Source organism: Sphingomonas aracearum, assembly GCF_003345355.1.
GTDB classification, from domain to species: Bacteria; Pseudomonadota; Alphaproteobacteria; order Sphingomonadales; family Sphingomonadaceae; genus Sphingomonas; species Sphingomonas aracearum.
This window is the reverse complement of the sequence record NZ_QQNB01000001.1, coordinates 773,809-800,207: the sequence shown is the minus strand read 5'-3', so window position 1 is coordinate 800,207 and position 26,399 is coordinate 773,809. Positions and strand designations below refer to the sequence as shown.

Annotated in this window: 26 protein-coding genes; 12 read left to right on the top strand and 14 right to left on the bottom strand. The window is 70.0% G+C overall.

The genetic code is table 11. From position 1 onward, the window contains the following. Positions 1-20: 20 nt before the first annotated feature. The 4 genes from coaBC to DVW87_RS03910 form a co-directional block, all read right to left on the bottom strand. Positions 21-1,214 carry a bifunctional phosphopantothenoylcysteine decarboxylase/phosphopantothenate--cysteine ligase CoaBC gene (gene coaBC, locus DVW87_RS03925; protein ID WP_114686416.1) on the bottom strand — a complete coding sequence of 398 codons (1,194 nt, stop codon included), beginning with the start codon at positions 1,212-1,214 and terminating at the stop codon, positions 21-23. Further along, positions 1,211-2,344: a glycosyltransferase family protein gene (locus tag DVW87_RS03920; protein WP_114686415.1), complete on the bottom strand. Its 1,134-nt coding sequence runs from the start codon at positions 2,342-2,344 to the stop codon at positions 1,211-1,213. The genes coaBC and DVW87_RS03920 overlap by 4 nt, the downstream gene beginning before the upstream one ends. Then, positions 2,326-3,873, bottom strand: coding sequence for a 2-polyprenylphenol 6-hydroxylase (gene ubiB, locus DVW87_RS03915; RefSeq protein ID WP_114686414.1), 1,548 nt, complete (start codon positions 3,871-3,873; stop codon positions 2,326-2,328). The genes DVW87_RS03920 and ubiB overlap by 19 nt, the downstream gene beginning before the upstream one ends. A 151-nt stretch (positions 3,874-4,024) precedes the next feature. Continuing rightward, a complete protein-coding gene (locus DVW87_RS03910; protein ID WP_114686413.1) occupies positions 4,025-4,756 on the bottom strand; it encodes a class I SAM-dependent methyltransferase in 732 nt (243 codons plus the stop codon). 55 nt (positions 4,757-4,811) lie between these two features. Between DVW87_RS03910 and mutM the strand changes: the two genes are divergently transcribed. From mutM to dnaA, 3 genes are all read left to right on the top strand, one after another. Then, entirely contained in the window at positions 4,812-5,627 is an 816-nt protein-coding gene (gene mutM / locus DVW87_RS03905) for a bifunctional DNA-formamidopyrimidine glycosylase/DNA-(apurinic or apyrimidinic site) lyase (protein ID WP_114686412.1), read from the top strand. Between the two features lie 96 nt (positions 5,628-5,723). Beyond that, positions 5,724-5,987, top strand: a complete 264-nt coding sequence (gene rpsT / locus DVW87_RS03900) for a 30S ribosomal protein S20 (RefSeq protein WP_114686411.1) — start codon at positions 5,724-5,726, stop codon at positions 5,985-5,987. Between the two features lie 474 nt (positions 5,988-6,461). Further along, a complete protein-coding gene (dnaA, locus tag DVW87_RS03895) occupies positions 6,462-7,874 on the top strand; it encodes a chromosomal replication initiator protein DnaA (protein WP_114686410.1) in 1,413 nt (470 codons plus the stop codon). Between the two features lie 97 nt (positions 7,875-7,971). Here the strand turns inward: dnaA and trpS are convergent, their stop codons facing one another. The 3 genes from trpS to secB are packed head-to-tail and all read right to left on the bottom strand — an operon-like array spanning position 7,972 to position 11,139. Then, positions 7,972-9,003: a tryptophan--tRNA ligase gene (trpS, locus tag DVW87_RS03890; RefSeq protein WP_114687054.1), complete on the bottom strand. Its 1,032-nt coding sequence runs from the start codon at positions 9,001-9,003 to the stop codon at positions 7,972-7,974. A 5-nt stretch (positions 9,004-9,008) separates the two neighbouring features. Continuing rightward, a complete protein-coding gene (gene murJ / locus DVW87_RS03885; RefSeq protein ID WP_114686409.1) occupies positions 9,009-10,598 on the bottom strand; it encodes a murein biosynthesis integral membrane protein MurJ in 1,590 nt (529 codons plus the stop codon). A 34-nt stretch (positions 10,599-10,632) separates the two neighbouring features. Further along, positions 10,633-11,139 carry a protein-export chaperone SecB gene (secB, locus tag DVW87_RS03880; protein WP_114686408.1) on the bottom strand — a complete coding sequence of 169 codons (507 nt, stop codon included), beginning with the start codon at positions 11,137-11,139 and terminating at the stop codon, positions 10,633-10,635. A gap of 143 nt (positions 11,140-11,282) precedes the next feature. Between secB and DVW87_RS03875 the strand changes: the two genes are divergently transcribed. The 5 genes from DVW87_RS03875 to DVW87_RS03855 all read left to right on the top strand — a co-directional run bounded on the left by DVW87_RS03875 (position 11,283) and on the right by DVW87_RS03855 (position 16,182). After that, on the top strand, positions 11,283-11,927 hold the full coding sequence (locus tag DVW87_RS03875) for a Tim44/TimA family putative adaptor protein (RefSeq protein WP_147276210.1): 645 nt from the start codon (positions 11,283-11,285) through the stop codon (positions 11,925-11,927). A 3-nt stretch (positions 11,928-11,930) separates the two neighbouring features. Next, positions 11,931-13,298, top strand: a complete 1,368-nt coding sequence (gene mltA, locus DVW87_RS03870; protein ID WP_420822316.1) for a murein transglycosylase A — start codon at positions 11,931-11,933, stop codon at positions 13,296-13,298. Next, on the top strand, positions 13,273-13,863 hold the full coding sequence (locus tag DVW87_RS03865; protein WP_114686407.1) for a Smr/MutS family protein: 591 nt from the start codon (positions 13,273-13,275) through the stop codon (positions 13,861-13,863). Before mltA ends, DVW87_RS03865 begins: the two co-directional genes overlap by 26 nt. A gap of 151 nt (positions 13,864-14,014) precedes the next feature. Continuing rightward, positions 14,015-15,697 carry a putative bifunctional diguanylate cyclase/phosphodiesterase gene (locus DVW87_RS03860; RefSeq protein WP_114686406.1) on the top strand — a complete coding sequence of 561 codons (1,683 nt, stop codon included), beginning with the start codon at positions 14,015-14,017 and terminating at the stop codon, positions 15,695-15,697. A 95-nt stretch (positions 15,698-15,792) separates the two neighbouring features. Continuing rightward, on the top strand, positions 15,793-16,182 hold the full coding sequence (locus DVW87_RS03855; RefSeq protein ID WP_114686405.1) for a BLUF domain-containing protein: 390 nt from the start codon (positions 15,793-15,795) through the stop codon (positions 16,180-16,182). A gap of 45 nt (positions 16,183-16,227) precedes the next feature. Here DVW87_RS03855 and DVW87_RS03850 read toward each other — a convergent pair whose 3' ends face one another. The 6 genes from DVW87_RS03850 to miaA all read right to left on the bottom strand — a co-directional run bounded on the left by DVW87_RS03850 (position 16,228) and on the right by miaA (position 22,358). Continuing rightward, positions 16,228-16,848, bottom strand: a complete 621-nt coding sequence (locus DVW87_RS03850) for a YceI family protein (RefSeq protein WP_114686404.1) — start codon at positions 16,846-16,848, stop codon at positions 16,228-16,230. A gap of 118 nt (positions 16,849-16,966) precedes the next feature. After that, on the bottom strand, positions 16,967-17,740 hold the full coding sequence (locus DVW87_RS03845) for a hypothetical protein (protein WP_114686403.1): 774 nt from the start codon (positions 17,738-17,740) through the stop codon (positions 16,967-16,969). A gap of 182 nt (positions 17,741-17,922) precedes the next feature. Continuing rightward, complete coding sequence (gene ilvC / locus DVW87_RS03840; protein WP_114686402.1) at positions 17,923-18,954, bottom strand: ketol-acid reductoisomerase; 1,032 nt, start codon at positions 18,952-18,954, stop codon at positions 17,923-17,925. 133 nt (positions 18,955-19,087) lie between these two features. Next, on the bottom strand, positions 19,088-19,603 hold the full coding sequence (gene ilvN / locus DVW87_RS03835) for an acetolactate synthase small subunit (RefSeq protein ID WP_114686401.1): 516 nt from the start codon (positions 19,601-19,603) through the stop codon (positions 19,088-19,090). Positions 19,604-19,607: 4 nt separating this feature from the next. After that, entirely contained in the window at positions 19,608-21,356 is a 1,749-nt protein-coding gene (ilvB, locus tag DVW87_RS03830) for a biosynthetic-type acetolactate synthase large subunit (protein ID WP_114686400.1), read from the bottom strand. Between the two features lie 69 nt (positions 21,357-21,425). Then, positions 21,426-22,358, bottom strand: coding sequence for a tRNA (adenosine(37)-N6)-dimethylallyltransferase MiaA (gene miaA, locus DVW87_RS03825; protein WP_114686399.1), 933 nt, complete (start codon positions 22,356-22,358; stop codon positions 21,426-21,428). Between miaA and serB the strand changes: the two genes are divergently transcribed. From serB to DVW87_RS03805, 4 genes are read left to right on the top strand one after another with little or no spacing between them, the layout of a single operon-like run. After that, a complete protein-coding gene (gene serB / locus DVW87_RS03820) occupies positions 22,351-23,235 on the top strand; it encodes a phosphoserine phosphatase SerB (RefSeq protein WP_114686398.1) in 885 nt (294 codons plus the stop codon). The two genes, miaA and serB, sit on opposite strands and share 8 nt — an antisense overlap. After that, the gene (nadC, locus tag DVW87_RS03815) at positions 23,232-24,071 is read left to right on the top strand and encodes a carboxylating nicotinate-nucleotide diphosphorylase (RefSeq protein WP_114686397.1); all 840 of its coding nucleotides are present in this window, start codon (positions 23,232-23,234) and stop codon (positions 24,069-24,071) included. The genes serB and nadC overlap by 4 nt, the downstream gene beginning before the upstream one ends. Before the next feature lie 40 nt (positions 24,072-24,111). Further along, on the top strand, positions 24,112-24,543 hold the full coding sequence (locus tag DVW87_RS03810; protein ID WP_114686396.1) for a hypothetical protein: 432 nt from the start codon (positions 24,112-24,114) through the stop codon (positions 24,541-24,543). After that, positions 24,540-25,253: a ribonuclease T2 family protein gene (locus DVW87_RS03805; RefSeq protein ID WP_114686395.1), complete on the top strand. Its 714-nt coding sequence runs from the start codon at positions 24,540-24,542 to the stop codon at positions 25,251-25,253. Before DVW87_RS03810 ends, DVW87_RS03805 begins: the two co-directional genes overlap by 4 nt. Before the next feature lie 4 nt (positions 25,254-25,257). Here the strand turns inward: DVW87_RS03805 and dapE are convergent, their stop codons facing one another. Further along, on the bottom strand, positions 25,258-26,376 hold the full coding sequence (dapE, locus tag DVW87_RS03800) for a succinyl-diaminopimelate desuccinylase (RefSeq protein ID WP_114686394.1): 1,119 nt from the start codon (positions 26,374-26,376) through the stop codon (positions 25,258-25,260). Positions 26,377-26,399: the final 23 nt, after the last annotated feature.

The following is a 26,399-nucleotide window of genomic DNA, read 5'->3' as shown; positions in this document are numbered from 1 at the left end:
CCGTCAGGCCTTGTCGCGGCTCAAGCCAGGCTTTCGCCCGAAAGCGCCGCGGCGATCCGCTCGGCCAGCCGCGTCGCCACCGCGGCCTTGGGCAGTTGCGGCCAGCTGTCCACGCCGGCGGCGGTGACGATGTGGATCGCGTTGGTCTCGCCCCCCATCACGTCGCCGGACACATCGTTGGCGACGATCCAGTCCGCGCCCTTGCGCGCGAGCTTGGCGCGGGCATTCTCGACCACCGTGTCGGTTTCGGCCGCAAAGCCGACAACCAGGCGCGGGCGGCGGGCGGCATGGCCGATCGTGGCGAGGATGTCCGGGTTCTCGACCAGGGCGAGGGCGGGCGGGGCGCCTGCGCCTTTCTTGATCTTGCCCGCGGCCGGCTCCACCCGCCAGTCCGCGACGGCGGCCACCATCACCGCGGCATCCGCAGGCAGCGCGCCTTCGGCCGCGGCGGCCATCTCGCGCGCGGTCTGCACGTCGATGCGCGACACGCCCGCCGGGGTCGGCAGCGAGACGGGGCCGGCGACCAAGGTCACGCGGGCGCCCAGCGCGACCAGGGCTTCGGCGATGGCGAAACCCTGCTTGCCCGAGGAACGGTTGCCGAGAAAGCGCACCGGATCGATCGGCTCGTGCGTGGGGCCGGCGGTGACCAGGATGTGGCGGCCCGTCAGGCTTTGCGGCGCCGGTGCGAGCCGGCGCTGGATCGCGGCAAAGATCGCCTCGGGTTCGGGCAGGCGGCCGGGGCCGAACTCGCCGCAGGCCATGACGCCTTCGTCCGGCGCCATCACCTCCACGCCGTCGGCGCGCAGTTGGGCGACGTTGCGCTGCGTGGCCGGGTGCAGCCACATGCGCACGTTCATCGCCGGCGCGGCGAGCACGGGCGTGTCGGTGGCGAGCAGCACGGTGGTGGCGAGATCGTCGGCGATGCCGGCGGCCATGCGCGCCATCAGGTCCGCGGTGGCGGGGGCGACCACGAGAAGGTCCGCCTCGCGGCTGAGCTGGATATGGCCCATCTCCGCCTCGTCCTTGAGGTCCCACAAACTGGTGAACACCTGGTTCTCGCTGAGTGCTGCCAGCGTCATGGGGGTGACGAAATGCTCCGCGCCCGCCGTGGTGACGCAGCGCACGGCGATGCCGGCGCGGCGGCACAGGCGGATCAGCTCGCAGGCCTTGTACGCGGCGATGCCGCCGCCGACGATCAACAGGATGCGCTTCATGGCTGCACTCGCGTCACGGTGATGCGCCGCCCGTCGCGCGCGGCGGCCACTAGGTCGCGCAGGCCATCGGGCAGGAAGGCGAGGCCGAGGAGGAGCGTGGGCGCGACCATCAGCCCCCAATAGAAGGTGTCGGTGCGTCCGAACAGGGACAGGAGCAATGCATAGCCGGCCAGCGTGGCAAGCACGCGCAGCGCCGTGCCGCTTGCCCAGCAGAACCAGCCGAACAGGGCGAAACCGACCAGCAGCGCGGCCAGCAATGCCGGCGCCAGCGCCAGCGCGGTGGACAGGGTCATGGTCTTTACGAAGAAGCCGAAGCCGAGCATCCCGGCCCAGCCCGGCGAGGCGGGATCGAGCGGGCGGACCACCTGCTCCACGGCGCGGGCGTGGAGCACCACCACCACCGCGAACACGGCGAGCGCCCCCGCCCAGCCGCCCGCTTCGCGCCCGCGGCCCTCCAGCAGGGCAAGGCCGAGCATGATCGCGACATACAGCGCGGCGGTTTCCCGGATCAGCATGGCGACGAGGCCCAGCGCGACCGCTTCGGTCCAGCGATCCTCGCGGCGCACCGCCAGGCCGAGCGCGATCAGGAGCCCGGCCCAGACCTCGTGAAAGGTGGCGAGTTCCGCCTGCACGAAGGCCGCCATGCCGGCGATCAGCAGCACCAGCGCCACCGCAAGCGGGGGCGGACGGACAAAGGCGGGGCGCAGCCGGCCGTACCATGCGGCGACGACCCCGGCCGCCAGCGCATATAGCAACAGCGGCACGGCAAAGGGCGGCAGATGCGCCTGCACCACCGCCAGCGTGGGCAGGCGGAAGGTCACAAAGGGGCGCAGCGGGTAATTGCCGGCGCGCAGCGCGTGCGCGGCGACGTCGTAATATTCCCCGCCATGGCGCACGCCGGAGACGATGCCTTCGTACAGCACCACATCGGCCTGGTCGTTGCCGCGCTGCGCCGGATCGTGGCTGACCGGCGGCGGCCCGGGCGAGGCGAGCGCCGTCAGGCAGGCGGCGAGCAACAGTGCAAGCAGCGCCAGCACCAGCCGCGCGCGCGGGCGCGACAGGCCGGCAAAGCGGCTGCCCTCCGCCAGCCACAGCGGAGGCAGGCGCCGCGTCAGCCGAGCACCAGCCATGTCGCCAGCACCGCCAGCGCGGCGCTGAACAACGCCACCGCGACATAGCGCCAGCCGGAGCCGATCCGCACCACCTCGATCTCGCGCAGGGGCGGGGCAGGGGGCGCGCCGCCGGGCGCGGGATAGCGCGCCTCGATGTTGCGGATGAGGTCGGGCAGGCGCGCAAAGGTGCGCAGGTCGGTGATGAGCCGGTCGGCGATCGCGGCCTCGGGGCCAAGCTCCGTGCGGATCCACTCGCGCACGAACGGCGCGGCGGCGTTCCACAGGTTGATATCCGGATCGAGCGCGGTGGCGACGCCTTCCACCATGACCATGGTCTTTTGCAGCAGCAGCAGGTGCGGCTGCGTTTGCATGTCGAAATCGCGGGTGATGGAGAACAGGCCGTCCAGCATCATGCCGATCGACATGTCCTTCACCGGCAAGCCGCGCATCGGCTCGCCCACGGCGCGCAAGGCGGTCGCGAACTCCGCCACGCTGTGGTGCGGCGGCACGTATCCGGCCTCGAAGTGGATCTCGGCCACACGCTTGTAGTTGCCGGTGATGAGGCCGTAGAGGATCTCGGCCAGCCACACGCGGGCGCGCCGGTCGATCCGGCCCATGATGCCGAAATCGATCGCGGCAATGCGCCCCCGCCCGTTGGCACCGGGCAGGGCGAACAGGTTGCCCTGGTGCATGTCCGCGTGGAAAAAGCCCTCGGCGATCGCCTGGCGCAGGAACGCGTGGACGAGCGTGTTGGCCAGCCGCGGCAGGTCATAGCCCGCCTCGATCAGCGCGGTGCGGTTCGACAGCTTGATGCCGCCGATCCATTCCAGCGTCAGCACCTTGCCGCTGGTGCGCGCCCAGTCGATCTCCGGCACGTGGAAGTCCGGCTCGGCGGCCATCGAGTCCTTCAGCTCGGAGGCGGAGGCGGCCTCGCGGCGCAGGTCCAGCTCGCGCGCGGTCCAGCGCTTGAACGTCTCGATGACTAGGCGCGGGCGCAGGCGGGCGAGCTCGCCGCCCATGCCCTCGATCTGCGCCGCGGCCCATTGATAGGTGTCGATCGCGCGGGCGAAATCCTCCTCCACGCCGGGCCGCTGCACCTTCACCGCCACGGTGCGGCCATCGGTGGTGATCGCCCGGTGCACCTGCGCAATGGAGGCCGCGCCGACCGGCTGCTCCTCGATGCGCGCGAACAGGTCCATCGGATCGCGCCCGAACGCGGCGGTCATGGAGGCGTAAACCGTCTCGAACGGCACGGAAGGCAGGTTGTCCTGCAGCCGCTGGAGGTCGAGCGCGGCGGCTTCGCCGATGATGTCGGGCCGCGTGGCGAGCGTCTGGCCGAGCTTCACCGCGGCCGGGCCGATCGCCTGCAGCGCATCGGCATAGCGCGGCACCTTGGGCACCCGCGCGCCAAAGCGGGCGAGGCGCAGCAGGCGGCGCAAATTGGGCGGCGTGTTCGGATCGCGCTCGATCCCGCGCAAGGCGCCATGCCGCGCGAGGATGCGGCCCCATTTCAGGAGCCGCCAGGTATGGACGACGGGAGAGGTCACGCCCTTGATCCTCCCCCGGAGGGGGAAGGGGACCGCCGCCGCAGGCGGTGGTGGAGGGGTAGCGCGCTATCGAGAGGTGGATACCCCTCCACCACGCGCTGCGCGCGCGGTCCCCCTCCCCTTGCAGGGGAGGATCGAATTGTGGCCACCCTCAAATCTTCCAGCCGCTGTGAATGGCGACAAGGCCACCCATGATCGGCTCCACTCTAACCTGCACGAAGCCGGCCTCGGCGATCATCGCCTTGAACTCGGGCATTTTCGGGAAGCGGCGGATCGATTCGATGAGGTAGCGATAGCTGTCGGCATCATTCGCCAGCAGCTTGCCGATCTGCGGCACCAGCTTGTGCGAATAGGCGTCGTACACGTCGCCAAAGCCCGGCCATTCGGTGGTGGAGAATTCGAGGCAGAAGAAGCGCCCGCCGCGCTTCAGCACGCGGTGCGCCTCGCGCAGGGCGGCGGGGATGTCGGTCACGTTGCGGATGCCGAACGCGATCGTGTAGCCGTCGAAGAAGCGATCGGGGAACTGGAGCGTCTCGGCGTTCGCCTCGGTCCAGACGAGGCCGTCCAGCCCGCGCTTGGCGGCGCGGTCCATGCCGACCTCCAGCATCGCCGGGTTGATGTCCGCCACCGTGACGCTCGCGCCGGAGCGGGCGATGCGAAAGGCGATGTCGCCGGTGCCGCCGGCCATGTCGAGGATCTGCTCGCCCTCGCGCGGTTTCAGCTTGGCGACGAAGCGGTCCTTCCACAAGCGGTGCATGCCGCCGGACATGGCATCGTTCATGAGATCGTATTTGGCCGCCACGTTGGTGAAGACGCCGCCGACGCGGGCGGTCTTCTCCTCGGGGGAAACGTCCTGGTAGCCGAAGGAAACGGTGTCGCTCATGGCCCGGCTCTAGCGGGGCCTTGTGGGCGGAGCAAACGCAACCTAGCGGGAAGGCGTGCCGGAGCTACCCGAAGTCGAGACAACCGTGCGCGGCCTGCGCCCCGTGCTGGAAGGGCAGCGCCTCCTGCTCGTGGAGCCGCGCCGCGGCGATCTGCGTCATCCGTTTCCGCCGGATCTGCGCCAGCGGATGACGGGGGCGACCGTCACGGCGCTTGCCCGGCGCGCCAAATACGGGCTGGTGGAGACGGATCGCGGCGACACGATGATCTTTCACCTGGGCATGTCGGGGCGCTGGCGCGTCGATCCGGTCGAGCTGCTGCCGCACGACCATCTGGTGATCGAGACGGCGGGCGGGTGGCGGCTGGCGCTCAACGATCCGCGGCGATTCGGCTTTGTCGATCTCCTGCCCACGAGCGGGCTGGCCCATGCCTATCCGCCGTTCCGCGCGCTGGGGCCGGAGCCGCTCGGGCCCGAGCTGACCGCGGCGCACCTCCATGCGGCCTTTGCCGGGCGGAAAACATCGGTGAAGCAGCTGCTGCTGGACCAGCGGATCGTCGCCGGGCTGGGCAACATCTATGTCTGCGAGGCGCTGTACGAGGCGCGCATCTCGCCCAGGCGCGCCGGCGGGCGAATCGCGCTGGCCCGGCTGGAGCGGCTGGTGCCCGCGATCCGGCTGGTGCTGGAACAGGCGATCGCGGCCGGCGGCTCCACCCTGCGCGACTTTGCCGCGCCCGACGGGGAACTGGGTTATTTCTCCAAGCAGTTCCAGGTCTATGGCCGCGAAGGACTGCCCTGCGGCTGCGGCGGCACGGTGAAGCGCTACACGGAGGGCGGCCGCTCCACCTTCTGGTGCCCCGCTTGCCAGACGTGAGTTGACCGCGCGGGTGCTTCTCGCTAAGGAGCCGCACTTTCCGGGGCCGGGAGCAACTCGCGGCCCTTTTCCATTTGCACCGGCATAGAGGTTTTCATGGCGAACACGCCGCAAGCGAAGAAGCGCATCCGCCGCAACGACCGTCGCGCGGAGGTCAACGGCAACCGCGTTGGCCGTATCCGTACCTTCATCAAGAAGGTGGAGGCCGCCCTGGCCGCCGGCGACAAGGAAGCGGCCACCACCGCGCTTGCCGCTGCACAGCCGGAGCTGGCGCGCGGCGTCGCCAAGGGCGTGTTCCACAAGAACACCGCCAGCCGGAAGTTCTCGCGCCTGACCAAGGCGGTGTCCTCGCTCGGCTGAGCCGATCGACTGCCGGATGAAAGGCCCGTCGGGAGCGATCCCGGCGGGCTTTTTTCGTGCCCGTGACGGCGCAAAACGGAACCTTCCGGGGCGCGCCAATCGGCTGCGGAGAACGAATCTAGAAAACGCAGGATTTACAACGATTCGAGTTGCAGGGCATTTCGCCGGGTCTCCAAAAACTCAGCGAAAACAATGCCTTGTAAGTTTTTCAACGCGTTTCTGCGGCGGAAGTCGAGTCAACATCCTTTATTTCAGTAATGTGGCGTGTCGGGCTCTTGATCGCTGCCCGCCGTTCTTCATACATCGACCTCGCAGCGGCGTTCTGTCGCCGGCTCTTGCACAAGAGCGTTGGCTGGTTCGGGACGAGGCGGGGGCCGCGTCCAGGGGACTGTAGGCATTGAAACCAAGCGCGACGGAGCACCCGCTTCGCCGCATGGAGAGGAGTTGCGCGTGCTGGCCAGGGCTGGAGACCGGATGAGCGACACCGCACGTGCCTGGGCGATCGTACGCCAGCACCTGCGCGAGTCGGCCGGTGCCCGGCTGTTCGAACAGTGGCTGAAGCCGATGGAGCTGATCGAGACCGGCGACCCGGAGCACGTCCGCCTGGGCCTGCCGTCCGCATTCATGACCAACTGGGTGCGCAATCATTATGCCGAGCGCCTGCTGGCCGAATTCCGCCAGCAGCTGCCCCAGGTGCGCAGCGTGGAAGTGGAAACGCGGATCGCGCGTGCGACGCCGCAGGTGCTGACCGCCGCCAACGCGCCGGAGCCCGCGGACGTCGCGGTCGTGCCGGGCCTCGCCGCAGCACCGTCGCCGGCGCCTGCCGCCGCGCCTGCGGTGGTGGCGAGCATCGCCCCGGACGAGCGCCCGCCGCTGGATCCGCGCTTCACCTTCGAGCGGTTCGTGGTGGACGCCTCCAACATGGTGGCGTTCAACGCCGCCAGGGCGCTGGCCGAGCCCGGCGTGCCGCGTTTCAGCCCGCTGTTCCTCCATTCGGGCACGGGGCTCGGCAAGACGCACCTGATGCACGCCATCGCGCACGCCTATCTGGAGGCGGTGCCGGCGGCGCGGGTGATCCTGATGTCGGCCGAGCGCTTCATGTTCGAGTTCGTGCAGGCGCTGCGCAACCGCGACACCTTTGCCTTCAAGGCGCGGCTGCGCTCCGCCGACGTCCTGATGATCGACGACCTGCAGTTCATCGCCGGCAAGGACTCGACGCAGGAGGAGTTCTTCCACACGATCGCCGAGGTGATGGCGGCGGGCAAGCGGCTGGTCATCAGCGCCGATCGCTGCCCGCAGGGGCTGGACGGGGTGGAAGCGCGGATCACCTCGCGCCTGTCCGTCGGTCTCGTGGCCGACATCAAGGCGCCCGACGCCGCGATGCGCCGCGCGATCCTGAACGCCAAGCGCGCCGACCTGCCCGAGTTGCGCGTGCCGGAAGAGGTGATGGAGCTGCTGGCGAGCCGCATCAGCGCCAGCGTGCGCGAGCTGGAAGGCGCGCTGAACCGCGTGATCGCCTATTCGCAGCTGACCGGGGAGGCGATCACGCTGGATTTCGCGGTGGCGACGCTTGGCGAGCTGCTGCGCGGGGCCGAGCGGCGGGTGACCATCGACGAGATCCAGAAGGCGGTGTCGCAGCATTTCGAGCTGAAGCCGCTTGACCTCGTCTCCGCGCGCCGCGCCGTGGTGGTGGCACGCCCGCGCCAGATCGCCATGTATCTCGCCAAGCGCCTGACAACGCGCTCGCTGCCGGAGATCGGCCGCAAGTTCGGCGGGCGCGACCATTCCACTGTGATCCACGCCGTGCGCCGCATCGAGGAGCTGCGCGACAAGGACCGCGACGTGGACTCGGCGGTGCGGGTGCTGCTGCGCCAGCTGGAGGGCTGAGGGCTAAGCCCTCGGGATCAGCGAGTCGGTGCCGCGCACCGCCCCTCCATCGACCCCTCGCTTGTTTCGCTCATGGTGCAATGGGGCGAGGCCGAGATCAAGAATCTCGGGCGCCCAACGTGGAAACCTGCAACCCCATGGTCCGCTGCACGTCCAGCAGCAGCGGCGCGGCGAGCGCGCGGGCGCGTTCGGCGCCGGCCTCCAGCAGCCGGCCGACCTCCGCGCGGTCGTCCAGCAGGCGCAGCATGCGGTCGCGGATCGGGCCGAGCGTGGCGACGGCAAGGTCGGCCAGCGCCGGCTTGAACGCGCCGAAGCCCTGCCCGGCGAACTCGGCGAGCACCGCATCCGGCGTGGAGCCCGAGAGCGCGGCATAGATGGTGACGAGGTTCCTCGCCTCCGGCCGGTCGGCGAGGCCGGCAACGCTGTCCGGCAGCACGTCTGCATCGCTCTTGGCCTTGCGGAACTTGGCGGCGATCGTGTCGTCGTCGTCGATCAGGTTGACCCGCGCCTGTTCGGAGGGGTTGGACTTCGACATCTTGGCGCCCGGATCGCGCAGGCTCATGACGCGCGGCGCCTCCGTGCTGACCATCGGTTCGGGCAGCACGAACAGCTCGCGGCGGTAATCCTGGTTGAACTTGGTGGCGATGTCGCGGGTCAGCTCCAGATGCTGCTTCTGGTCCTCGCCGACGGGCACGTGGGTGGCGTTGTAGAGCAGCACGTCGGCCGCCATGAGCACCGGATAGTCGTAGAGGCCGACGGAGGCGCCTTCGCGGTTCTTGCCGGCCTTGTCCTTGAACTGCGTCATGCGGTTGAGCCAGCCGACCCGCGCGACGTTGTTGAGCAGCCAGGACAGCTCCGAATGCTGCGGCACGCGGGCCTGGTTGAACAGGATCGACCGGGCGGGGTCGATCCCGGCGGCGATCAGCGCGGCGGCCATCTCGATCGTGTGGCCGGCGAGCTCCTCCGGCGCGATCCACTCGGTCAGGCCATGGAGGTCGGCGATGAAGAACAGGCTTTCGCCGCCTTTCGCGGCCACATCGTCCTGCATCACGACCCATTGCCGGATCGCGCCGAGATAGTTGCCGAGGTGCAGGTTGCCGGTGGGCTTGATGCCGGAAACGACGCGCATGGTGGTCATCGGGAAGAGGCTCTGCGACGAAGGAGGGACTTGAGGTCGGACAGGCGATAGGCGCCGGTGACGACGCAGGCGAGGCCATAAACGGCAACGCCTGCGCCGACCAGAGCGCCAAGCGCCAGGCCGCGGCGCACCAGCGAGCCGGTGAGGTGCGGCTCGATCCACGGCGTCACCAGCAGCAAAGCGGCGCCCATCAGCAGGGCGGCCAGTGCCAGGCGCGGCACCTTGCGGCGCACCGCCTGGTCCAGCACGAAATGCCCGCGCCGGGCGAGCGTGACATACAGCGCCGCGACGTTGACGGTGGAGGCGATCGCGGTGGCCAGCGGCGGGCCGACCTGGCCGATGTCGTGGCGGCCGAGGAGCGGGATCAGCAGCAGGTTGCCGACCAGGTTCACGCCCACCGACCAGAGCGCCAGCCGCACCGGCGTCCTGGTGTCGGCCCGGGCGTAGAAGCCGGGGGTCAGCACCTTGACCAGCACATAGCTGGGCAGGCCGAGCGAAAAGGCGGTCAGGGCGAGCGCCGCGCGGCGCGTGTCGGCCGCATCGAAGGCGCCATGCTGGAACAGTCCGCGCACGATCGGCTCGGCTGCGAAGACGAAGGCGGCGGTGGCGGGCAGGGTGAGGAACAGCGCCAGTTCCAGGCCCCGGTTCTGCGTCTCCATCGCTTCGGCCTCGCGCCCCTCGCTCAGCAGGCGGGACACGACCGGCAGCAGGATGGTGCCCAGGCCGATGCCGATCATGCCGAGCGGCAGCTGGTTCAGACGGTCCGCATAATAGATGGCCGAGATCGAGCCGGCCGACAGGAGGCCGCCGGCAAGCGCGGTGGAGATCGCAAGGTTGATCTGCGCCGCGCCCGCGCCCGCCGCCGCCGGCACGATCAGGCGCAGCAGCTGGCGCACGTCGTCGTCCATGCGCGGCAGCCGCAGGCGGAGCTTCACGCCGGCGCGGGCGCAGGCAAAGGCAAGCCAGACCAGCTGCAACGCCCCGCCCACCGTCACGGAGATCGCCTGGGTGCGGGCGGTGGCATAAGCGTCCGCGCCGTGGAAGAAGACCAGCCCCCCGATCATCGCCACGTTGAGCAGGACCGGCGCCGCCGCGTTCACCCAGAAGCGGTTCAGCGAATTGAGAATGCCGCCCAGCAGGGAAACCAGGCTGATCAGCATCAGATAGGGAATGGTGCAGCGCGACAGCGTCACCGCAAAGGCGAACTGTTCGGGCGTGGGGTGCTGGCGCTCGAACCCGCCGGAAAGCGCCCAGGTGATCGGTCCGGCCGCGATCAGCATGGCGACGGTGAACAGCGCCAGCACGGGAAAGAGCACGGCCAGCGCGCGCTCGGCGAAGTCCACACCCGCGGGCGTGCCGCCGCCTTCCGCCACCTTGCGGTTGAACAGGGGGATAAAGGCCGCGGAAAAGGCGCCCTCCGCGAAGAGGGCGCGAAACATGTTGGGCAGCCGGAACGCGACAAAGAAGGCGTCGGAGGCGAAACCCGCCCCGACATAGCTCGCCTGCAGCGTGTCGCGCACCAGCGCCAGCACGCGGCTGGCAAGCGTGAGCCCGCCCACCGAGCCGAGCGCGCGGCCAAGATTCATCGTCGCGCGCCCGAACCCGCCCGGTCAGCCCCGATCAGGCCTGACCACTCTGTCCGGCGATGCTGATCCCGTCCGCCTCGGCCTGCTGGAGGTAGAGCGAGGAGAAGTCGATCGGATCGAGCATCAGCTGCGGGAAGCCGCCGTCGCGCACCGCATCGGCCAGCACGCGGCGGGCGAAGGGGAACAGGAGACGCGGCGCTTCGCCGAGCAGGAACGGGCGCAGATGCTCTTCCGGCACGTTGCGGATGCCGAACAGGCCGGCAAAGGACAGGTCGACGATGAACGCCACGGTGCCCTCGGCCTCGGCGCGCGCCTCGATCTTCAGCACCACTTCGTGCACGTCGTCGCCGACCTGGCTGGTGCCGATGTTGAACTGCACGTCGATCGCGGGCTGTGCGGCCGACTGGTAGATGGCCGGCGCGTTCGGGTTCTCGAACGACAGGTCCTTCACATATTGCGAGATGAGGCCGATCGCCGGCGCGGTGTCGGCGCCGTTGGCCAGCGGCTCCGCGAAGTTGATGCCGTCCGTCTCGTCTGCCATGCGTGCTCGTCCTGTTCGTGAAAGCGCGGCGACTAGCAGCCGCGCCGCGCTTGTTCAACGTTCCTGCTGCCTTGCGCATGCGGCGATTTGAACATGTCGCGCGTTGCGCCTATGTACCGGGAAGCTCGAGGTGCCCGTTTATCATGTTCTACGTCGTTGTTCTCGCCATGGTGGCCATGTTCCTCGCCCTTCGCCTGTACACGGTGCTGGGCAAGCGCACCGGCCATGAGCAGCCGCTGCCCAAGGCCGCGGAGGATCGTGCGCCGATCACCACGCTGCCGCGCCCGATCGAAACGGTGCCGGAAGCGCGCGAGGCCGCCAACCGCAACATCGAGCGTGGCGCCGAGGCCGGCCTGCGCGCGATCGTGGCGGCGGAGCCCGGTTTCGACCTGACGCGCTTCCTGGAAGGCGCGCAGGGCGCCTATCGCATGGTGCTGGAGGCGTTCTGGCAGGGCGACGAACGGCAGCTCGACTGGCTGGCCGCGCCGGACGTGCGCGACGCCTTCGTGGCGGCCATCGCCGAGCGCAAGGCGGCGGGCCATGTGCTGGACAACCGCCTGGTCTCGATCGAGCGCGCGGTGGTGAGCGATGCGACGCTCAACGGGCGCGAGGCGCGGATCACCGTGCGCTTCGATGCGGACATCGCCGCGGTGACGCGCGACGCGGACGGCAACGTGATCGCCGGATCGATGACCGATGCGGTGGAAACGCATGACGTGTGGACCTTCGCCCGCACGCTGAAGAGCAGCGATCCGAACTGGAAGCTTGCCGACACCGACGAGGCCTGATCGTTGTTCCGGGGGGAAGGGGCGGCGCGCAGCCGCAGCATTGTCGCATCGCTCGCCGCGCTGGCGCTCGGCGCCTGCGTGAGCACGGTGGAGCCGCCGGCGCGTCCGGCCGGCCGCACGCCGGTCGTGGGGCGCCCTCCTGCGGGCCGTCCGTCCGCATCGATCCCCACGCCGCCTGTCCGCCAGCCGATCCCCTCCGTGCCGATGGCGCCGGTGCCGGTGGTTGCGCCGCCGAGCCCGGCCAGTGCGGCGGGCGCGGGCGTGGTGCCTGGACCGGCGATCGAAAGCCTGCCGCTGACGGAGGCGCAGGCCGCCGCGGCGCTGGCCGGCTTTCGCAATTCGTGCGCCTCCCTCGTGCGGCGGGCGGACCTGTCCGGGCTCACACAGGGGGCGGACTGGCAGCCGGCGTGCACCGCCGCGCGCACGGTGCCGGCGGGCGGCGCACGCGCCTTCTTCGCCACCTATCTGGAGGCGGTGCAGGTGGGCGACGGCAAGGCGTTCGCCACCGGCTATTACATTCCCACCATCGCCGGTTCTCGCGATCGGCGGGAGGGCTATGAAACGCCGGTCTATGGCCGCCCGCGCGACCTGATCGACGTGGATCTCGGCGCGTTCAACCCGGAGCTCGCCGGCAAGGCGGTGCGCGGGCGGGTCGAGGGCAGCAAGCTGGTACCCTATTTCGACCGCACGCAGATCGAGGAAGGCGCGCTGCACAACCGCGCGCCGATCATCGCCTGGGCCGCGGACCCGGTGGAGCTGTTCTTCCTGCAGGTGCAGGGCTCGGGCGAGCTGCAGCTGCCCGACGGCGGCACCATGCGCATCGGCTACGACACGCAGAACGGCCGCGGCTATACCGGCATCGGCAAGCTGATGCTGGATCGCGGGCTGGTGGACCGCAGCCAGGCCTCCATGCAGGGCCTCGTCGCCTGGCTCCACGCGCATCCCGAGGAGGGGCGGCAGGTGATGCGCGAGAACAAGAGCTATGTGTTCTTCCGCGAGCTGGCGGGAGCGCCATTGGGCGCGCTCGGCCTGCCGGTGCTGGGCCAGGTGACGGTGGCCGCCGATCCGAAGTTCATCCCGCTGGGCGCGCCCGTGTTCCTGTCCATGGACCGGGCCGACGCGAACGGCCTGTGGGTGGCGCAGGATACCGGCGGCGCGATCCGCGGGCCCAACCGGGTGGACACGTTCTGGGGCGCGGGTGCCGACGCGCGGGCGATCGCCGGCGGCATGTCGGCGCGCGGCACCGCCTTTCTCTTCCTTCCGCGTGGCACTGCGGCCCGGCTGGCGGGCAGCCGCCCGGCGCCGCGGCCGGATCTCGGCGCCGCGCTCGGCATTTCGGGCGGCAATGGCGGATCGTCCGCTCAGCCCTGACGAGCGCGCGCTGTGGGCGCGTGTGCTCGTCAGCGTGCGTCCGCTGCACCGCACGGCCTTGCCGGTGAGAGCCGCCGCCGCGACAACGGCGCAGGCCAGGCCGGTGGCTGCCCCGCCGCCGGCAAGGGCGGCCAAGGCGAAAGCAGGGCGCGTGCCGGCGGCGGCTCCTGCGCCGCCTCCACCGCCGCCCGCCGCGCGCCCGCTGGACAGCGCGACGCTGGACGGCAGCTGGGACCGGCAGGTGACGCGCGGGCTCGTTGTTCCGGATCGCACGGTCGACCTGCACGGCCACAATCTGCATTCTGCCTATGGCCTGCTCGACGATGCGCTGGAGCGGGCGATCGCGGCGGGCGATCGCGTGATCCTGCTGGTCACCGGCAAGCCGCCGCGCCCGGAAAGCGAGCGACCGCATGCGCGCGGGGCGATCCGCGCGGCAGTGAACGACTGGCTGGCCGGATCGCGCCATTCCTCGGCCATTGCCGCCGTTCGCGGCGCGCATCCGCGCCATGGCGGCAGCGGCGCCCTGTATATCGTCCTGCGCCGCGCGCGCGACCCGCGCCGCTGACACCACCCCGCGTCTCTGTCGAGCGGGCAGGGCAGGGCGATTTCTTTGCCCGCCGGCGGCGGTTGGAACGACTTTCTTAACCTTTGCCCTCCATTTTCGATCGTGCCCGAACTGCATCGGGTGTTTGCCGCAGGGGCGGAACAGCGATCAGATGGAAGGCGTAACGTTACATTCGCGCGCCGTCCGCTTTGCGCTGGCCTCGGGCGCAGTGGCGTTCTTCCTTGCGCTGCTGGCGACTTCCGCCGGCGGGTCGATCGGCTGGGCCAATATCGGCTCCGCGCTGATCCCGGCGATCGTCTGCGCCGTGTTCTGCTGGGCGTCGGCCGAGCGGGCGATCTCCAACACGGCGGGAGCGATCGATGCGGCCATTGCGCGCCTGTCGCGCGCCGCGCACGGCGATCTCGAAAGCGAGGTGCCGGCGGAGATCGGCGAAGCGGTGCCGCAGCTCGCCGACGCCATGCACGGCCTGTTCGCGCAGCTCCACGCCAATCTGGAGAGCGTGCACCGGCTCGCCATGTTCGATCCGGTCACCGCGCTGCCGAACCGCACCAATTTCCGCCGTTCGGCCGAGCGGATGCTGGCGGAGATGCCGCCGGACCAGACCGGGGCCTTGTTCTTCATCGACCTCGATCGGTTCAAGTCGGTCAACGACACGATGGGCCATGCCATGGGCGACATGCTGCTAGGCATGGTGGCCAACCGGTTGCGGGCGGTTGCCGACCGGTTCTGCGCGGAAACGGACTCGCCGGTGCCGCTGATCGGGCGGCTGGCGGGCGACGAGTTCACGATGTTCTTTCCCAACGTGCGGGACGCGCGCGAGGCGGCGCGGATCGGGCGCGGCGCGCTGTTCGCACTGGGGGAAACCTTCGACCTGATGGGCACGGATGTCGAGATCGGCGCCTCCATCGGCATCGCGCTGCGCCCCGACCACGGCGAGAACCTGACGGACCTGATGCGCGCGGCCGATGTCGCCATGTATCATGCCAAGGCCAATGGCCGGGGGCGGGCAGAGCATTTCACGGCCGCGCTGGCCGCGGAGATCGCCGAGCGCATCCGGCTGGAGGGCGACCTGCGCGAGGCGATCGCGCGCGACCAGTTCACGCTCGTGTTCCAGCCGCAGATTTCCATGAGCACGGGCCGCATCGTGGCGGCCGAGGCGCTGCTGCGCTGGCAGCACCCGGTGGACGGCCTGCGCCTGCCCGGAACCTTCCTGCGCCGCGCGGAGGAAACCGGGCTGATCGTGGAGATCGGCGAATGGGTGATCGCCGCGGTGGCCGACACGATCGCGCGCTGGGCGAGGGGCGGGATCGAGCAGCGGCTTGCCGTCAACATCTCGGCGCGTCAGCTCGACCATGCGGGCTTCTTCCGCCGCCTGCGCGAGGCGATGATGCTGGCCGATGCGCCGGCGCGGCTGCTGGAGCTGGAGATCACCGAAACGCTGGCCATGCATTGTTCGGACGAGGTGGTCGCCGCCATTGCCGCGCTGCGTCGTGACGGCGCGACGATCGCGGTGGACGATTTCGGCACCGGCTATACCAACCTCGCGCGGCTTCGCTCCTTGCCGATCGATCGCATCAAGCTGGACCGCAGCCTGATCGAGCATATCGCCGACGAGCCGGAGGCGCGCGCGGTGGCGCAGGCGCTGGTCGGGCTGGTCCATGGCATCGGCTGCGAGGCCGTGGCCGAGGGCATCGAAACCCGGGCACAGGCCGATGTGATGCGAGTGATCGGGTGCGACGTGGTGCAGGGCTATGGCGTGGCCGAGCCGATGCCGGAGGCCGCCTTCGTCGCCTGGGCGCGCGATCTTGCCCAGCCGCTGGTGATGGTGGGCTGACCTTCGCCCGCCGGTGGAGAGGCTAACCTTCATCAACCCCGATTTTACCGGATATTCAAGGCCTTGTTCCATGAGGGACCAAGGAGGACCGATCCATGCTTCAACTCGTTTATATCAGCAGCGCGCGCAACGCGCCGGACGTGGAGGCGATCCTGGCCGTTTCCCGCCGCAACAATGCCCGCGATTCGATCACCGGGCTGCTTTATTCGGACGGGGTCCGCTTCCTGCAGGTGCTGGAAGGGCCGGAGGACAAGGTGGAAGCGGCGTTCGCGCGCATCCAGCAGAATCCATGGCACCGCGCGATCGTCGCGCGGTCGCGCCGTCACGTGGAGACGCGCGAGTTCGGCCTGTGGCAGATGGCGCACCGCTCGCCGGGCGGCGACGGCGATGCGTTCGTCGCGAAGCTGGAGCCGATGCTGGCGCGCGCCGACAAGAATGTGCGGGCGACGTTCGAGAGCTTCGCCAAGATCAAGCGCGCGGCCTGATCGGAACGGGCCGGCTTCCGCCCGGGAAAGCCGGCCCGGCGGGACTCACGCCGCGGTGAAGGCGGCGTGGATGTGGATGTTCACGGTGTCGGACACGATCGGCGCGGCGAGGTCCACGCCGAAGTCGCTGCGCTTGATGGTGGTGCGCGCGCCGAAGCCGATGTTCAGCTTCTTGCTCATCGGATTGTCGCCCGCGCCCATGAAGGTGGCGTCGAGCACGACGGGCTTGGTGATGCCCTTGATCGTCAGGTTGCCGGTGATCTTCGCCTTGGTGCCGGTGGCCACCACGGAAGTGGAGACGAACCGCGCGGTGGGGAATTGCGCCACGTTGAAGATCTGGTCGGACTTCAGGTGGTTGGCGAAGGCGGGGGCGGTGACCGATAGCTGGTCGACCTGGAAGGTGATGTCCACCTTCGCCGCGTTCGGGTTCTTCGGGTCGATCGTCAGCGAGCCCGACGAGGCCGGGAACAGGCCCTCCAGCATGGAAATGCCCATGTGGTTCACTTCCCACGCCACCTGGGTGTGGGCGGGATCGACCTGATAGGTGCCGGCGGTGACGCGGGCGGGCTGCGCCTGGCCCGGCATCTGCGGCGTGGTGGGGATCATCTGTGCGGAAACACCGGCAACGGCGGTGGTGGCGAGAATCGCGGCGAGAATGACGCGCATGGGGCAGGCTCCCTGTTGTGGTGCGCGCGTTGAGCCACATTCCGCGCGCCGGGGGAAGCGCCGCGTGCGAAACGATCGGTTTCAACGTCCAATGTCGCGGCTGGCCGGAGGCGACCGGCTACTCGGCGGGGCCTTCCACCAGATCGAACCTGATCCGAACCCAGGCGCCGACCTGCGGCTTGCCGTTGACCGTCGGCGGGCGGACGAGGAACTGCCACGCCGCCTGGCGCAGGCCGCGGGCGATGCCGGAGCCCGGCGTTTCGCCGAGTTCCTGGCAATCCTCCACATGGTATCGGTCCACCGTGCGGCAGGCGATCATGCCCCAGCCGGTCTTGCCGGCCGGCATGTAGGGCGCGGTTTGCGAGCGGGGCGGGCGGCGATACCATTGGGCGGGGTAGAGCTTCTGCCCGTTCGGGCCGCGCCCCACGCTGCCGTCGTCGTCGCTGTCGCGGGTGCCGCCGCCGGCATCGGCCAGCGCGTCGCCGGCCTTGCTGTCGCCCTTCGACGGGAAGCGGCCGATATCTGTCTTGGCGAACTCCTCGCGGCTGAGCTTCATCACGCCGGGCAGCACCCACTGGCTGGGCGGCACGGGCAGGGGCGGGGGCGTTTCGCGCGGCGTGACGGGCCGGGGAGCGGGCGCCTGCTGCTGCCGCGCGCGCTCCACGCGGGGAGACTGCCGGGCGGCGGCCTTTTCGCTCTTGCCCTCCGGGGTCACATCGAACGTGGCGAGCGGCCGGCCCTCGCCGAACCGGTCCGGCAGCACGCCGCCCAGCCGGAACAGCGCCAGCAGGATGAGAAGGACGATCCCCGCCGCCGCCACGAACGACGCCGCCCGGCTCCGGGGCGAGGAGCGGGCGGCGTAGGAGGAAGTCCGGTAGGTCGCCGCCCGCATCGTGGGGTGCTTCTACTTGGGTCCGCGCGGTGCGGCAAATGAACTTATCTTCCCCGGCACGGGGAGGGGGACCGCCGAAGTCTGGTGGAGGGGCGCTTCCGCAAGCGCCTCGCTCGCGGCAATGCCCCTCCACCACTCGCTCCGCGAGCGGTCCCCCTCCCTTTGCAGGGGAGGACAGGAAGTTAGTGGCCGCCGCCGCTCTTGGACGTGTCCACCAGCTTGTTGGCGTTGATCCACGGCATCATCGCCCGCAGCTCCGCACCGGTCTTCTCGATCGGGTGGGCGGCGGCGGCCTTGCGGCTGGCCTTGAGCTCCGGCTGCCCGGCGCGGTTGTCGAGCACGAAGTTCTTCACGAAGCGGCCCTGCTGGATGTCCGCCAGCACGCGCTTCATCTCCTTCTTCGTCTCCTCGGTGATGATGCGCGGACCGATCGTGATGTCGCCGTACTCGGCGGTGTTCGAGATCGAGTGGCGCATGTTGGCGATGCCGCCCTCGTAGAGGAGGTCCACGATCAGCTTGGTTTCGTGCAGGCACTCGAAATAGGCCATTTCGGGAGCGTAGCCCGCCTCCACCAGCGTTTCGAACCCCGCGGTGATGAGGGCCGTGAGACCGCCGCACAGCACCACCTGCTCGCCGAACAGGTCGGTTTCGCATTCCTCGCGGAAGTTCGTCTCGATGACGCCCGAGCGCCCGCCGCCCACGCCGCTGGCATAGGCCAGCGCCACGTCATGCGCGTTGCCGCTGGCGTCCTGGTGGATGGCGATCAGGCACGGCACGCCGCCGCCGCGCACATATTCGGAGCGCACCGTATGCCCCGGCCCCTTGGGTGCGATCATGATGACGTCGATGTCGGCAGGCGGCTCGATCAGGCCGAAATGCACGTTGAGGCCATGCGCGAAGGCGAGCGCCGCCCCCGGCTTCAGATTGCCCTTGAGGTCCGCCTCCCAGATCGCGGCCTGGTGCTCGTCGGGCGCGAGGATCATCAGGATGTCGGCCCAGCCCGCCGCGTCCTTGTTGCTCATCACCTGGAAGCCCGCGCCCTCCGCCTTGGCGGCCGAGGCGGAGCCGGGGCGCAGGGCGATGGCGATGTTCTTCACGCCGGAATCGCGCAGGTTCTGCGCATGGGCGTGGCCCTGGCTGCCATAGCCGAGAATGGCGATCTTCTTGTCGGAGATCAGGTTCAGATCGGCGTCCCGATCGTAATAGACACGCATGGTGGTTGCTCCCTTTTCACTGATGTCATGCCGGACTGCTTCCGGCATCCACGGAGCCGCGGGCGTGATCGCCTGAGGCGCGGTGGACCCCGGAACAGGTCCGGGGTGACGGGCTGGTTGATCGATCCGCTGACTAGATCGCGGCGTTGCCCCGCGCGATGGCGACAATGCCGGTTCGGGCGACCTCGATCAGGCCGACTTCGCCCATCAGCTCGATGAACTTGTCGATCTTGGCCGACCCGCCGGTCACTTCGAACACGAAGCTGGTGGTGGTCGCATCCACCACCCGCGCGCGGTAGACCTCGGCGAGGCGCAGCGCCTCGATCCGGTGGTCGCCGCTGCCGCGCACCTTCACCATGGCGAGCTCGCGCTCGACATGATCGCCGTGCACGGTCAGGTCGACGACCTTGTGCACCGGCACCAGCCGCTCGAGCTGGGCGATGATCTGCTCCATCACGTGCTCGCTCGCCGAGGTGACGATGGTCACCCGGCTGACCGCCTTGTCCGCGGTGATCTCGGACACGGTGAGGCTCTGGATGTTGTAGCCGCGGGCGGTGAACAGGCCGGCGATGCGGGCGAGGATGCCCGGCTCGTTGTCGACCATCACCGCCAGCGTGTGGCTGGCGGCCGCTTCTTCCTTGATCTGCATGAGCTTACACCAGCGCCTTTGCTTCGTCGTCCATGGTGCCCGACACCTCGTTGGCCTGCAGGATCATGTCGGTATGGGCGGCACCCGACGGGATCATGGGGAAGCAGTTGGCGAGCTTCGCCACCATGCAGTCCACCATCACCGGTCCGTCATGCGCCAGCATGTCGGCGATGCCCTGTTCCAACTGATCCGGCCCCTCGATGCGGATGCCCTTCCAGCCGTAAGCCTCGGCCAGCTTCACGAAATCGGGCAGCGAGTCCGAATAGCTCTCGGCATAGCGGCTCTCATAGGTCAGTTCCTGCCACTGGCGGACCATGCCCATATATTCGTTGTTGAGGATGAACACCTTGATCGGCAGGCGATACTGGCTCGCCGTCGCCAGTTCCTGGATGTTCATCTGGATCGAGGCCTCGCCGGCGATGTCGATGACGAGCGCGCGGGGGTTCCCCATCTGCGCGCCGATCGCCGCGGGCAGGCCATAGCCCATCGTGCCGAGCCCGCCCGAGGTCAGCCACTTGTTGGGTGCTTCGAACCCGAAATATTGCGCCGCCCACATCTGGTGCTGGCCGACCTCGGTGGTGATGATCGGGCTGAGATGCGCGGTGGCGGCGTGCAGCGAGCGGATCGCCCGTTGCGGCATGATCTCCGTCCCGTTCTCGGGAAAGCCGAGGCTGTCGGCCGCGCGCCAGCCGGCGATGCGCCGCCACCAGTCGGCGAGGTCCGGCCGGGGATGCTGGCGGGCCTTCCACACGCGCACCATGTCCTCCAGCGCGTGGCCGACGTCCGCCACGACCGGCAGGTCGATGCGCACGGTCTTGTTGATGCTCGACCGATCGATGTCGATATGCACCTTGCGGCTGTTGGGGCTGAAGGCGTCGAGCCGCCCGGTGACACGGTCGTCGAACCGCGCACCGAACGCGATGATGAGGTCCGCCTGGTTCATCGCCCAGTTCGCCTCGTACGTGCCGTGCATTCCCAGCATGCCGAGGAACTGGTCCGACGAGGAAGGGAAGGCGCCCAGTCCCATCAGCGTGGCGGTAACCGGTGCGCCGGTAATCCGCGCCAGCTCGCGCAGCAGCTGCGAGGCGGCCGGGCCGGAGTTGATGACGCCGCCGCCGACATAGAAGACCGGGCGCTCGGCCGCGGCGAGCATGTCGACCACCTGCTCGATGGCGTGCGGATCGGCCTTCACCTGCGGGCGGTAGGTCTTGTGCTTGATCGGGCCGGGCTTGGTGTAGCGCGCGGTGGCGATCTGCACGTTCTTGGGGATATCCACGACGACCGGGCCGGGGCGGCCGGAGGTGGCGATGTGGAACGCCTCGTGGATCACGTCGCCCAGCCTGGCGGGGTCCTTCACCAGGTAATTGTGCTTGGAACAATGGCGCGTGATGCCGACGGTGTCCGCTTCCTGAAAGGCGTCGGTGCCGATCAGCTGGGTGGGAACCTGGCCGGTGAGGACGACCATCGGGATCGAATCCATCAGCGCATCGGTGATGCCGGTAACGGCGTTGGTCGCGCCGGGGCCGGAGGTGACGAGCACCACGCCCGGCTTGCCGGTGGAGCGGGCATAGCCCTCCGCCGCATGGGTCGCGGCCTGTTCGTGGCGGACGAGGACGTGGCGGATGCGGCCGGAGCGGAACATCGCGTCGTAGATCGGCAGCACCGCGCCGCCCGGATAGCCGAACACCACCTCGACGCCGAGATCGCACAGGGCATCGATCAGGATGTCGGCTCCGCTCTTCTCTGACGTCATGGCAATCCCGCGCGCCGCGGCGCGTCCTCCTTGGTGGAAAGGCGCGCCTAGAGAGCGGCATTGCGTGCGTCAACCCTTTTCGAGCAATAAACTTTCAATTGCGGGCATTTGATCGCAACTTTCTGTAGCACTCGTCCGCACCCATTCGGACGGCGGTTGGTTGCGGAACCAGGTGAATTGCCGCTTCGCATATTGCCGCGTCGCCAGCCGGGCGCGGGCGAGCGCCTCCTCGTCGGTGATCGTTCCGGCCAGCATGGCGGCGATTTCCGGCACCCCGATCGCGCGGCGCACCGGGGCGTCCTCCGCTACATCGCGACGCGCGAGCAAAGCGGCGACTTCCCCCACCGCGCCTTCGCGGAACATCGCGGCCAGCCGCCGGTCGCAGCGTTCGAACAGCCAGTCGCGCGGGGGCAGCAGGATCGCGGCGGCGAGGTGCACGGCGCCGCCGATGCCGCCCTCGCGCGCGGCCTGCCACGCCGCCAGCGTCCGTCCGGTCGAGCGCACCACCTCGAGCGCGCGCGCCACGCGTGTCGTGTCGGCGGGCGCAAGCCGTGCAGCGGCGGCGGGGTCTTCGTTCCGAAGCGCCGCATGCGCCTCGGCGACCGGCAGCGCGCGCACCGCCGCGCGCACCGCCGGATCGATCTCCGGCACCGGCGCGATGCCGTCGAGCAGCGTGCGCAGGTACAGCCCGGTGCCGCCGACCAGGATCGGCAGCTTGCCCGCGGCGTGGGCGGCGGCGACCTCTGCCCGCGCGTCGCCCGCCCAGCGCGCCGCCGAGCAGCTGTCCGCGCCATCGACATAGCCGAACAGGCGGTGGGGTGCGCGGGCCTCCTCCGGCGAGGGCCGCGCGGACAGCACGCGCAGGTCGCGATAGACCTGCGCGCTGTCGGCATTGATGACCACGCCGTCGTGCCGCTCCGCCAGCGCCAGCGCGAGTGCGGACTTGCCGCTGGCCGTCGGCCCTGCAATGAGCGCCAGTCTCGGGAGGTGCCCTTTGTTCATCGCAACGCTGATAGCAGCCGGAACGCTCGGCGACACTGCCGCGCGCGAGGCGGAGGAGCGCCTGGCCGCCGCGGGCTGCGCGCCGCAGGGCTTGCTGGCGCTGGATACGGGCAAGGCGGCGGATATCGGCTTCGCGCAGGGCCTGGCCGCGGCACGCGCCGCGCTGGAGGGGATGGCGGACGTGGACGTGGTCGTGCAGCCCGCCGCGCACCGCGAGAAGCGGCTGCTGGTCGCGGACATGGACTCCACCATGATCACGGTGGAGTGCATCGACGAACTGGCCGATTATGCCGGCATCAAGGCCGAGATCGCCGCCGTGACGGAGCGGGCGATGCGCGGCGAGCTCGATTTCGAGGCCGCGCTCGATGCGCGCGTCGCCTTGCTGAAGGACCTGGACGAAAGCGCGATCGACCGCTGCCTTGCCGAGCGGGTGACGCTGACGCCGGGCGCGCGCACGCTGATCGCGACGATGCGCGCGCGCGGCGCCACCTGCATCCTCGTTTCGGGCGGGTTCACCCGCTTTGCGCGGCCGGTCGGCGAGCGGCTGGGCTTCCACCGCGTGATCGCCAACGACCTGCTGATTGAGGATGGCCGCCTGACCGGCACGGTGGCGCGGCCGATCGTCGGCGCGCAGACCAAGCTGGAGACGTTGCGGGAGGCCAGCGCCGAACTCCGCCTGTCGCCCGAACAGACGCTGGCGGTGGGCGACGGCGCCAACGACCTGCCGATGATCCGCGCGGCGGGGCTCGGCGTCGCCTTTCATGCCAAGCCGGTGGTGGCGGCGGCAGCCGCGGCGCGCATCGAGCATGGCGACCTGACGGCGCTGCTCCACGCACAGGGCATTCCGCGCAGCGAGTGGGTGGAGGACGACGCATGACCATCCCCGGCTTCGACATCGACGCATTCGTCGCCGCCACCTTGGCCGAGGATCTGGGGCAGGGCGGCGACATCACCTCCGCCGCGGTCATCCCGGCGGACGCGCGCTTCACCGGCGTGATGGACAGCCGCGACGCGATCACCGTGGCCGGGCTGGAGATCGCCGAGGCGTTCTTCCGCCATCTCGATCCCGAGGTGCGGATCGAGCGGCTGGTGGCGGACGGTGAGCGCATCTCGCCCGGCACGCCGCTGATGCGGCTGGAGGGACAGGCGCGGGCGCTGCTGACGGCCGAGCGGTCCGCACTGAACACGGTGCAGCACCTGTCCGGCATCGCGACGCTCACCCGCACCTATGCGGATCGCCTGCTCGGCACCGGCGCGACGCTGCTGGACACGCGCAAGACCATTCCCGGCCTGCGGCGGCTCGAGAAATATGCCACGCGGATGGGCGGGGCGACCAACCACCGCATGGGCCTGTGGGATGCGGCGATGATCAAGGACAATCACGTCGCGGTCGCCGGAACGGTGGAGGAGGCGGTGCGCCGCGCGGTGGCCGCCGGTATCGAGCGGATCATCGTGGAGGTCGACCGGGTGGAACAGATCGAGCCGGCGCTCGCCGCCGGGGCGACGCACCTGCTGCTCGACAACATGCCGCCCCCCGTACTGCGCGGCGCGGTGACGCTGGTCGGCGGCCGCGTGCACACCGAGGCGTCGGGCGGGGTGTCGCTGGAGACGATCCGCGCCATCGGCGAGACCGGCGTCACCTTTGTCAGCGTCGGCCGGCTCACCCAGTCGGCCCCCGCCGCCGATATCGGGCTGGACTTCACGGCCGCCTGAGCCGCCGCTATCACCCGCGCTGCCTGTCAGGGGAAACCGCATGCGTCCGCCGTCCATCGTCCGCTTCGATCAGCTCTACGGCGCCGCCTTCGCGCTGCAGGTGCTCAACACGATCCTGTCCTGGCAGTCGACCCAGGCCACCCAGGCGACGGTGGCGGCGCAGTTCGGCCCCTGGCTGCTGCCGGCCGCGACCGGGGTGGGCGTGGTCGTGCCGCTGCTTCTGTGGTTCTTCGTCGCCCGGCGCGCCAGCCTCGTCGCCAAGTGGATCGCGGTGGTGCTGACCGCCATTGCCGTCGCGGCGCTGGGCTTTGGCGCCGTGCGCGGCACCCTGGCGCTCGGTGCGCTCGGGCTGCTGGGCATCGCCATTACCGTGCTGCGGGTGATCGCGGTCGCTTTCCTGTTCCGGCCCGATGCGCAGGAATGGCTGGGCGAGTTCGGGGACGAACCGCTGGAAGAGGAGGCAGGCGCATGATCCCGCGCCTCCTGCTCGCCGCCGCCGCGCTGCTTGCACCGTCGCTCGCCGAGGCGCAGGCGCTGCGCTGCGACGTGCCCGCGCGCGTGCCGCGGCCCCGGCCGGACCTGCCGAGCGCCAGCCAGCCGGTGCGACGCCTGCCGATCGGCAGCTACACGCTGGCGCTCACCTGGGCGCCGCAATTCTGCTACGGCAAGGGGCGTGACGCGGCGCAGCGTTTCGAGTGCGGCGGGGGCAACCGCTTCGGCTTCACGCTGCACGGATTGTGGCCGGACGGCGTGGGCAAGGACTGGCCGCAATATTGCGCCGCCACGCCGCTGGTGCCGCAGTCGGTGATCCGCGAGCATTTGTGCAGCACGCCGTCCGCGCAGCTGCTCCAGCACGAATGGGCCAAGCACGGCACCTGCATGCCGCGCGAGACGCCCGCGAGCTATTTCGCACGTTCGGGCCGGCTCTACCGCGCGCTGCGCTACCCGGACATGGACGCGCTTTCCCGCCAGCCGAACCTGACCGTGGGCGCGTTCGCCCGCGCCTTTGCCACCGCCAACCCGGGCGTGCCGGCCGAGGCGGTCCGCGTCACCACGACGACCAAGGGCTGGCTGGACGAGCTGTGGCTGTGCCTCGACACGCGCTTTCGCTACGAGCGCTGCGGTCCGAACACCGGCGGCAAGCCGGCGGCGACGCGCCTGCGCATCTGGCGCGCGCGCTAGCCGGTCAGGAGGCCGCCAGACGGGCGAGCAGGTCCGCGTAGATGTCGGTCAGTTGCAGGAGGTCGGCGATGGCGACCGCTTCGTCCAGCTTGTGCATGGTCGCATTGATCAGCCCGAACTCCACCACCGGGCACAAGGCGGCGAGAAAGCGCGCGTCGGAGGTGCCGCCGCTGGTCGACAGCTCGGGCCTCATCCCGGTGTGCGCATGGATGACGTCCGACAGCAGCGTCGAGAAGGCACCAGGCCGGGTCAGGAACGCCTCGCCCGAAACCCGTCCCGTCACGTGCGCGCCCGGTGCCTGTTCGGTCGCCAGTGCGCGAATGCGCTCGATCAGCGCCTCTCCGCGGTGGCGGTCGTTGAAGCGGATGCTGATCCGGGCGGCGGCCCGCGCCGGGATCACGTTGTGCGCCGGATTGCCGACCTCCAGGTCGGTGATCTCGATATTGGACGGCTGGAACCAGTCGGTGCCCTCGTCCAGCACCACGCGCTCGATCGCGGCAAGGATCTGCACCAGCCGGGGAATGGGATTGTCGGCCAGGTGCGGGTAGGCGACATGGCCCTGCCGTCCGGCCACTTCGATCCCGATGTTCACCGAGCCGCGCCGGCCGATCTTGATCGTGTCGCCGAGCCGGTCGACGCTGGTCGGCTCGCCCACGAGGCACAGGTCCGGCCGCAGCCCGCGGGCCGCCATCCGCTCGATGATCGCGGGCGTGCCGAAAGTCGCGGGCCCTTCCTCGTCGCCGGTCAGCAGCAGGCTGGTGGTGCCGGCGCGGCTGCGGGAAGCGGCGGCGATGAAGGCGGCGATTGCACCTTTCATGTCCACCGCGCCCCGCCCGTAGAGCAGACCGCCGCGCACCTCCGGCGCGAACGGCGCGCTGGTCCAGCCTTCCCCGGGCGGCACCACGTCGAGATGGCCGGCAAAGGCGAGGTGCGGCCCGTCGCCCTCGCGCAGCGCGATGAGGTTCTCGACCGGACCGTCCGGCGCCGCTCCGGCAACGAAGCGGTCGACGGTGAAGCCGAGCGGCACCAAGGCCGCTTCCGCCACGTCGAACACGGCGCCACGCGCCGGCGTCACGCTGGTGCAGGCGAGGAGGTCGGTGGCGAGCGCCACGGGATCGATCATGCCGGTTACCTGTGTTTCCCCGA

What these genes read in the sequence shown, in the direction of transcription:
- coaBC (WP_114686416.1), bottom strand. Translation starts at nt 1,214, where the DNA reads ATGAAGCGCATCCTGTTGATCGTCGGCGGCGGCATCGCCGCGTACAAG.
- DVW87_RS03920 (WP_114686415.1), bottom strand. Translation starts at nt 2,344, where the DNA reads ATGGCTGGTGCTCGGCTGACGCGGCGCCTGCCTCCGCTGTGGCTGGCG.
- DVW87_RS03910 (WP_114686413.1), bottom strand. Translation starts at nt 4,756, where the DNA reads ATGAGCGACACCGTTTCCTTCGGCTACCAGGACGTTTCCCCCGAGGAG.
- rpsT (WP_114686411.1), top strand. Translation starts at nt 5,724, where the DNA reads ATGGCGAACACGCCGCAAGCGAAGAAGCGCATCCGCCGCAACGACCGT.
- dnaA (WP_114686410.1), top strand. Translation starts at nt 6,462, where the DNA reads ATGAGCGACACCGCACGTGCCTGGGCGATCGTACGCCAGCACCTGCGC.
- trpS (WP_114687054.1), bottom strand. Translation starts at nt 9,003, where the DNA reads ATGCGCGTCGTTTCCGGCATCAAGCCCACCGGCAACCTGCACCTCGGC.
- murJ (WP_114686409.1), bottom strand. Translation starts at nt 10,598, where the DNA reads ATGAATCTTGGCCGCGCGCTCGGCTCGGTGGGCGGGCTCACGCTTGCC.
- secB (WP_114686408.1), bottom strand. Translation starts at nt 11,139, where the DNA reads ATGGCAGACGAGACGGACGGCATCAACTTCGCGGAGCCGCTGGCCAAC.
- DVW87_RS03875 (WP_147276210.1), top strand. Translation starts at nt 11,283, where the DNA reads ATGTTCTACGTCGTTGTTCTCGCCATGGTGGCCATGTTCCTCGCCCTT.
- DVW87_RS03865 (WP_114686407.1), top strand. Translation starts at nt 13,273, where the DNA reads ATGGCGGATCGTCCGCTCAGCCCTGACGAGCGCGCGCTGTGGGCGCGT.
- DVW87_RS03860 (WP_114686406.1), top strand. Translation starts at nt 14,015, where the DNA reads ATGGAAGGCGTAACGTTACATTCGCGCGCCGTCCGCTTTGCGCTGGCC.
- DVW87_RS03855 (WP_114686405.1), top strand. Translation starts at nt 15,793, where the DNA reads ATGCTTCAACTCGTTTATATCAGCAGCGCGCGCAACGCGCCGGACGTG.
- DVW87_RS03850 (WP_114686404.1), bottom strand. Translation starts at nt 16,848, where the DNA reads ATGCGCGTCATTCTCGCCGCGATTCTCGCCACCACCGCCGTTGCCGGT.
- DVW87_RS03845 (WP_114686403.1), bottom strand. Translation starts at nt 17,740, where the DNA reads ATGCGGGCGGCGACCTACCGGACTTCCTCCTACGCCGCCCGCTCCTCG.
- ilvC (WP_114686402.1), bottom strand. Translation starts at nt 18,954, where the DNA reads ATGCGTGTCTATTACGATCGGGACGCCGATCTGAACCTGATCTCCGAC.
- ilvN (WP_114686401.1), bottom strand. Translation starts at nt 19,603, where the DNA reads ATGCAGATCAAGGAAGAAGCGGCCGCCAGCCACACGCTGGCGGTGATG.
- ilvB (WP_114686400.1), bottom strand. Translation starts at nt 21,356, where the DNA reads ATGACGTCAGAGAAGAGCGGAGCCGACATCCTGATCGATGCCCTGTGC.
- miaA (WP_114686399.1), bottom strand. Translation starts at nt 22,358, where the DNA reads ATGAACAAAGGGCACCTCCCGAGACTGGCGCTCATTGCAGGGCCGACG.
- nadC (WP_114686397.1), top strand. Translation starts at nt 23,232, where the DNA reads ATGACCATCCCCGGCTTCGACATCGACGCATTCGTCGCCGCCACCTTG.
- DVW87_RS03810 (WP_114686396.1), top strand. Translation starts at nt 24,112, where the DNA reads ATGCGTCCGCCGTCCATCGTCCGCTTCGATCAGCTCTACGGCGCCGCC.
- DVW87_RS03805 (WP_114686395.1), top strand. Translation starts at nt 24,540, where the DNA reads ATGATCCCGCGCCTCCTGCTCGCCGCCGCCGCGCTGCTTGCACCGTCG.
- dapE (WP_114686394.1), bottom strand. Translation starts at nt 26,376, where the DNA reads ATGATCGATCCCGTGGCGCTCGCCACCGACCTCCTCGCCTGCACCAGC.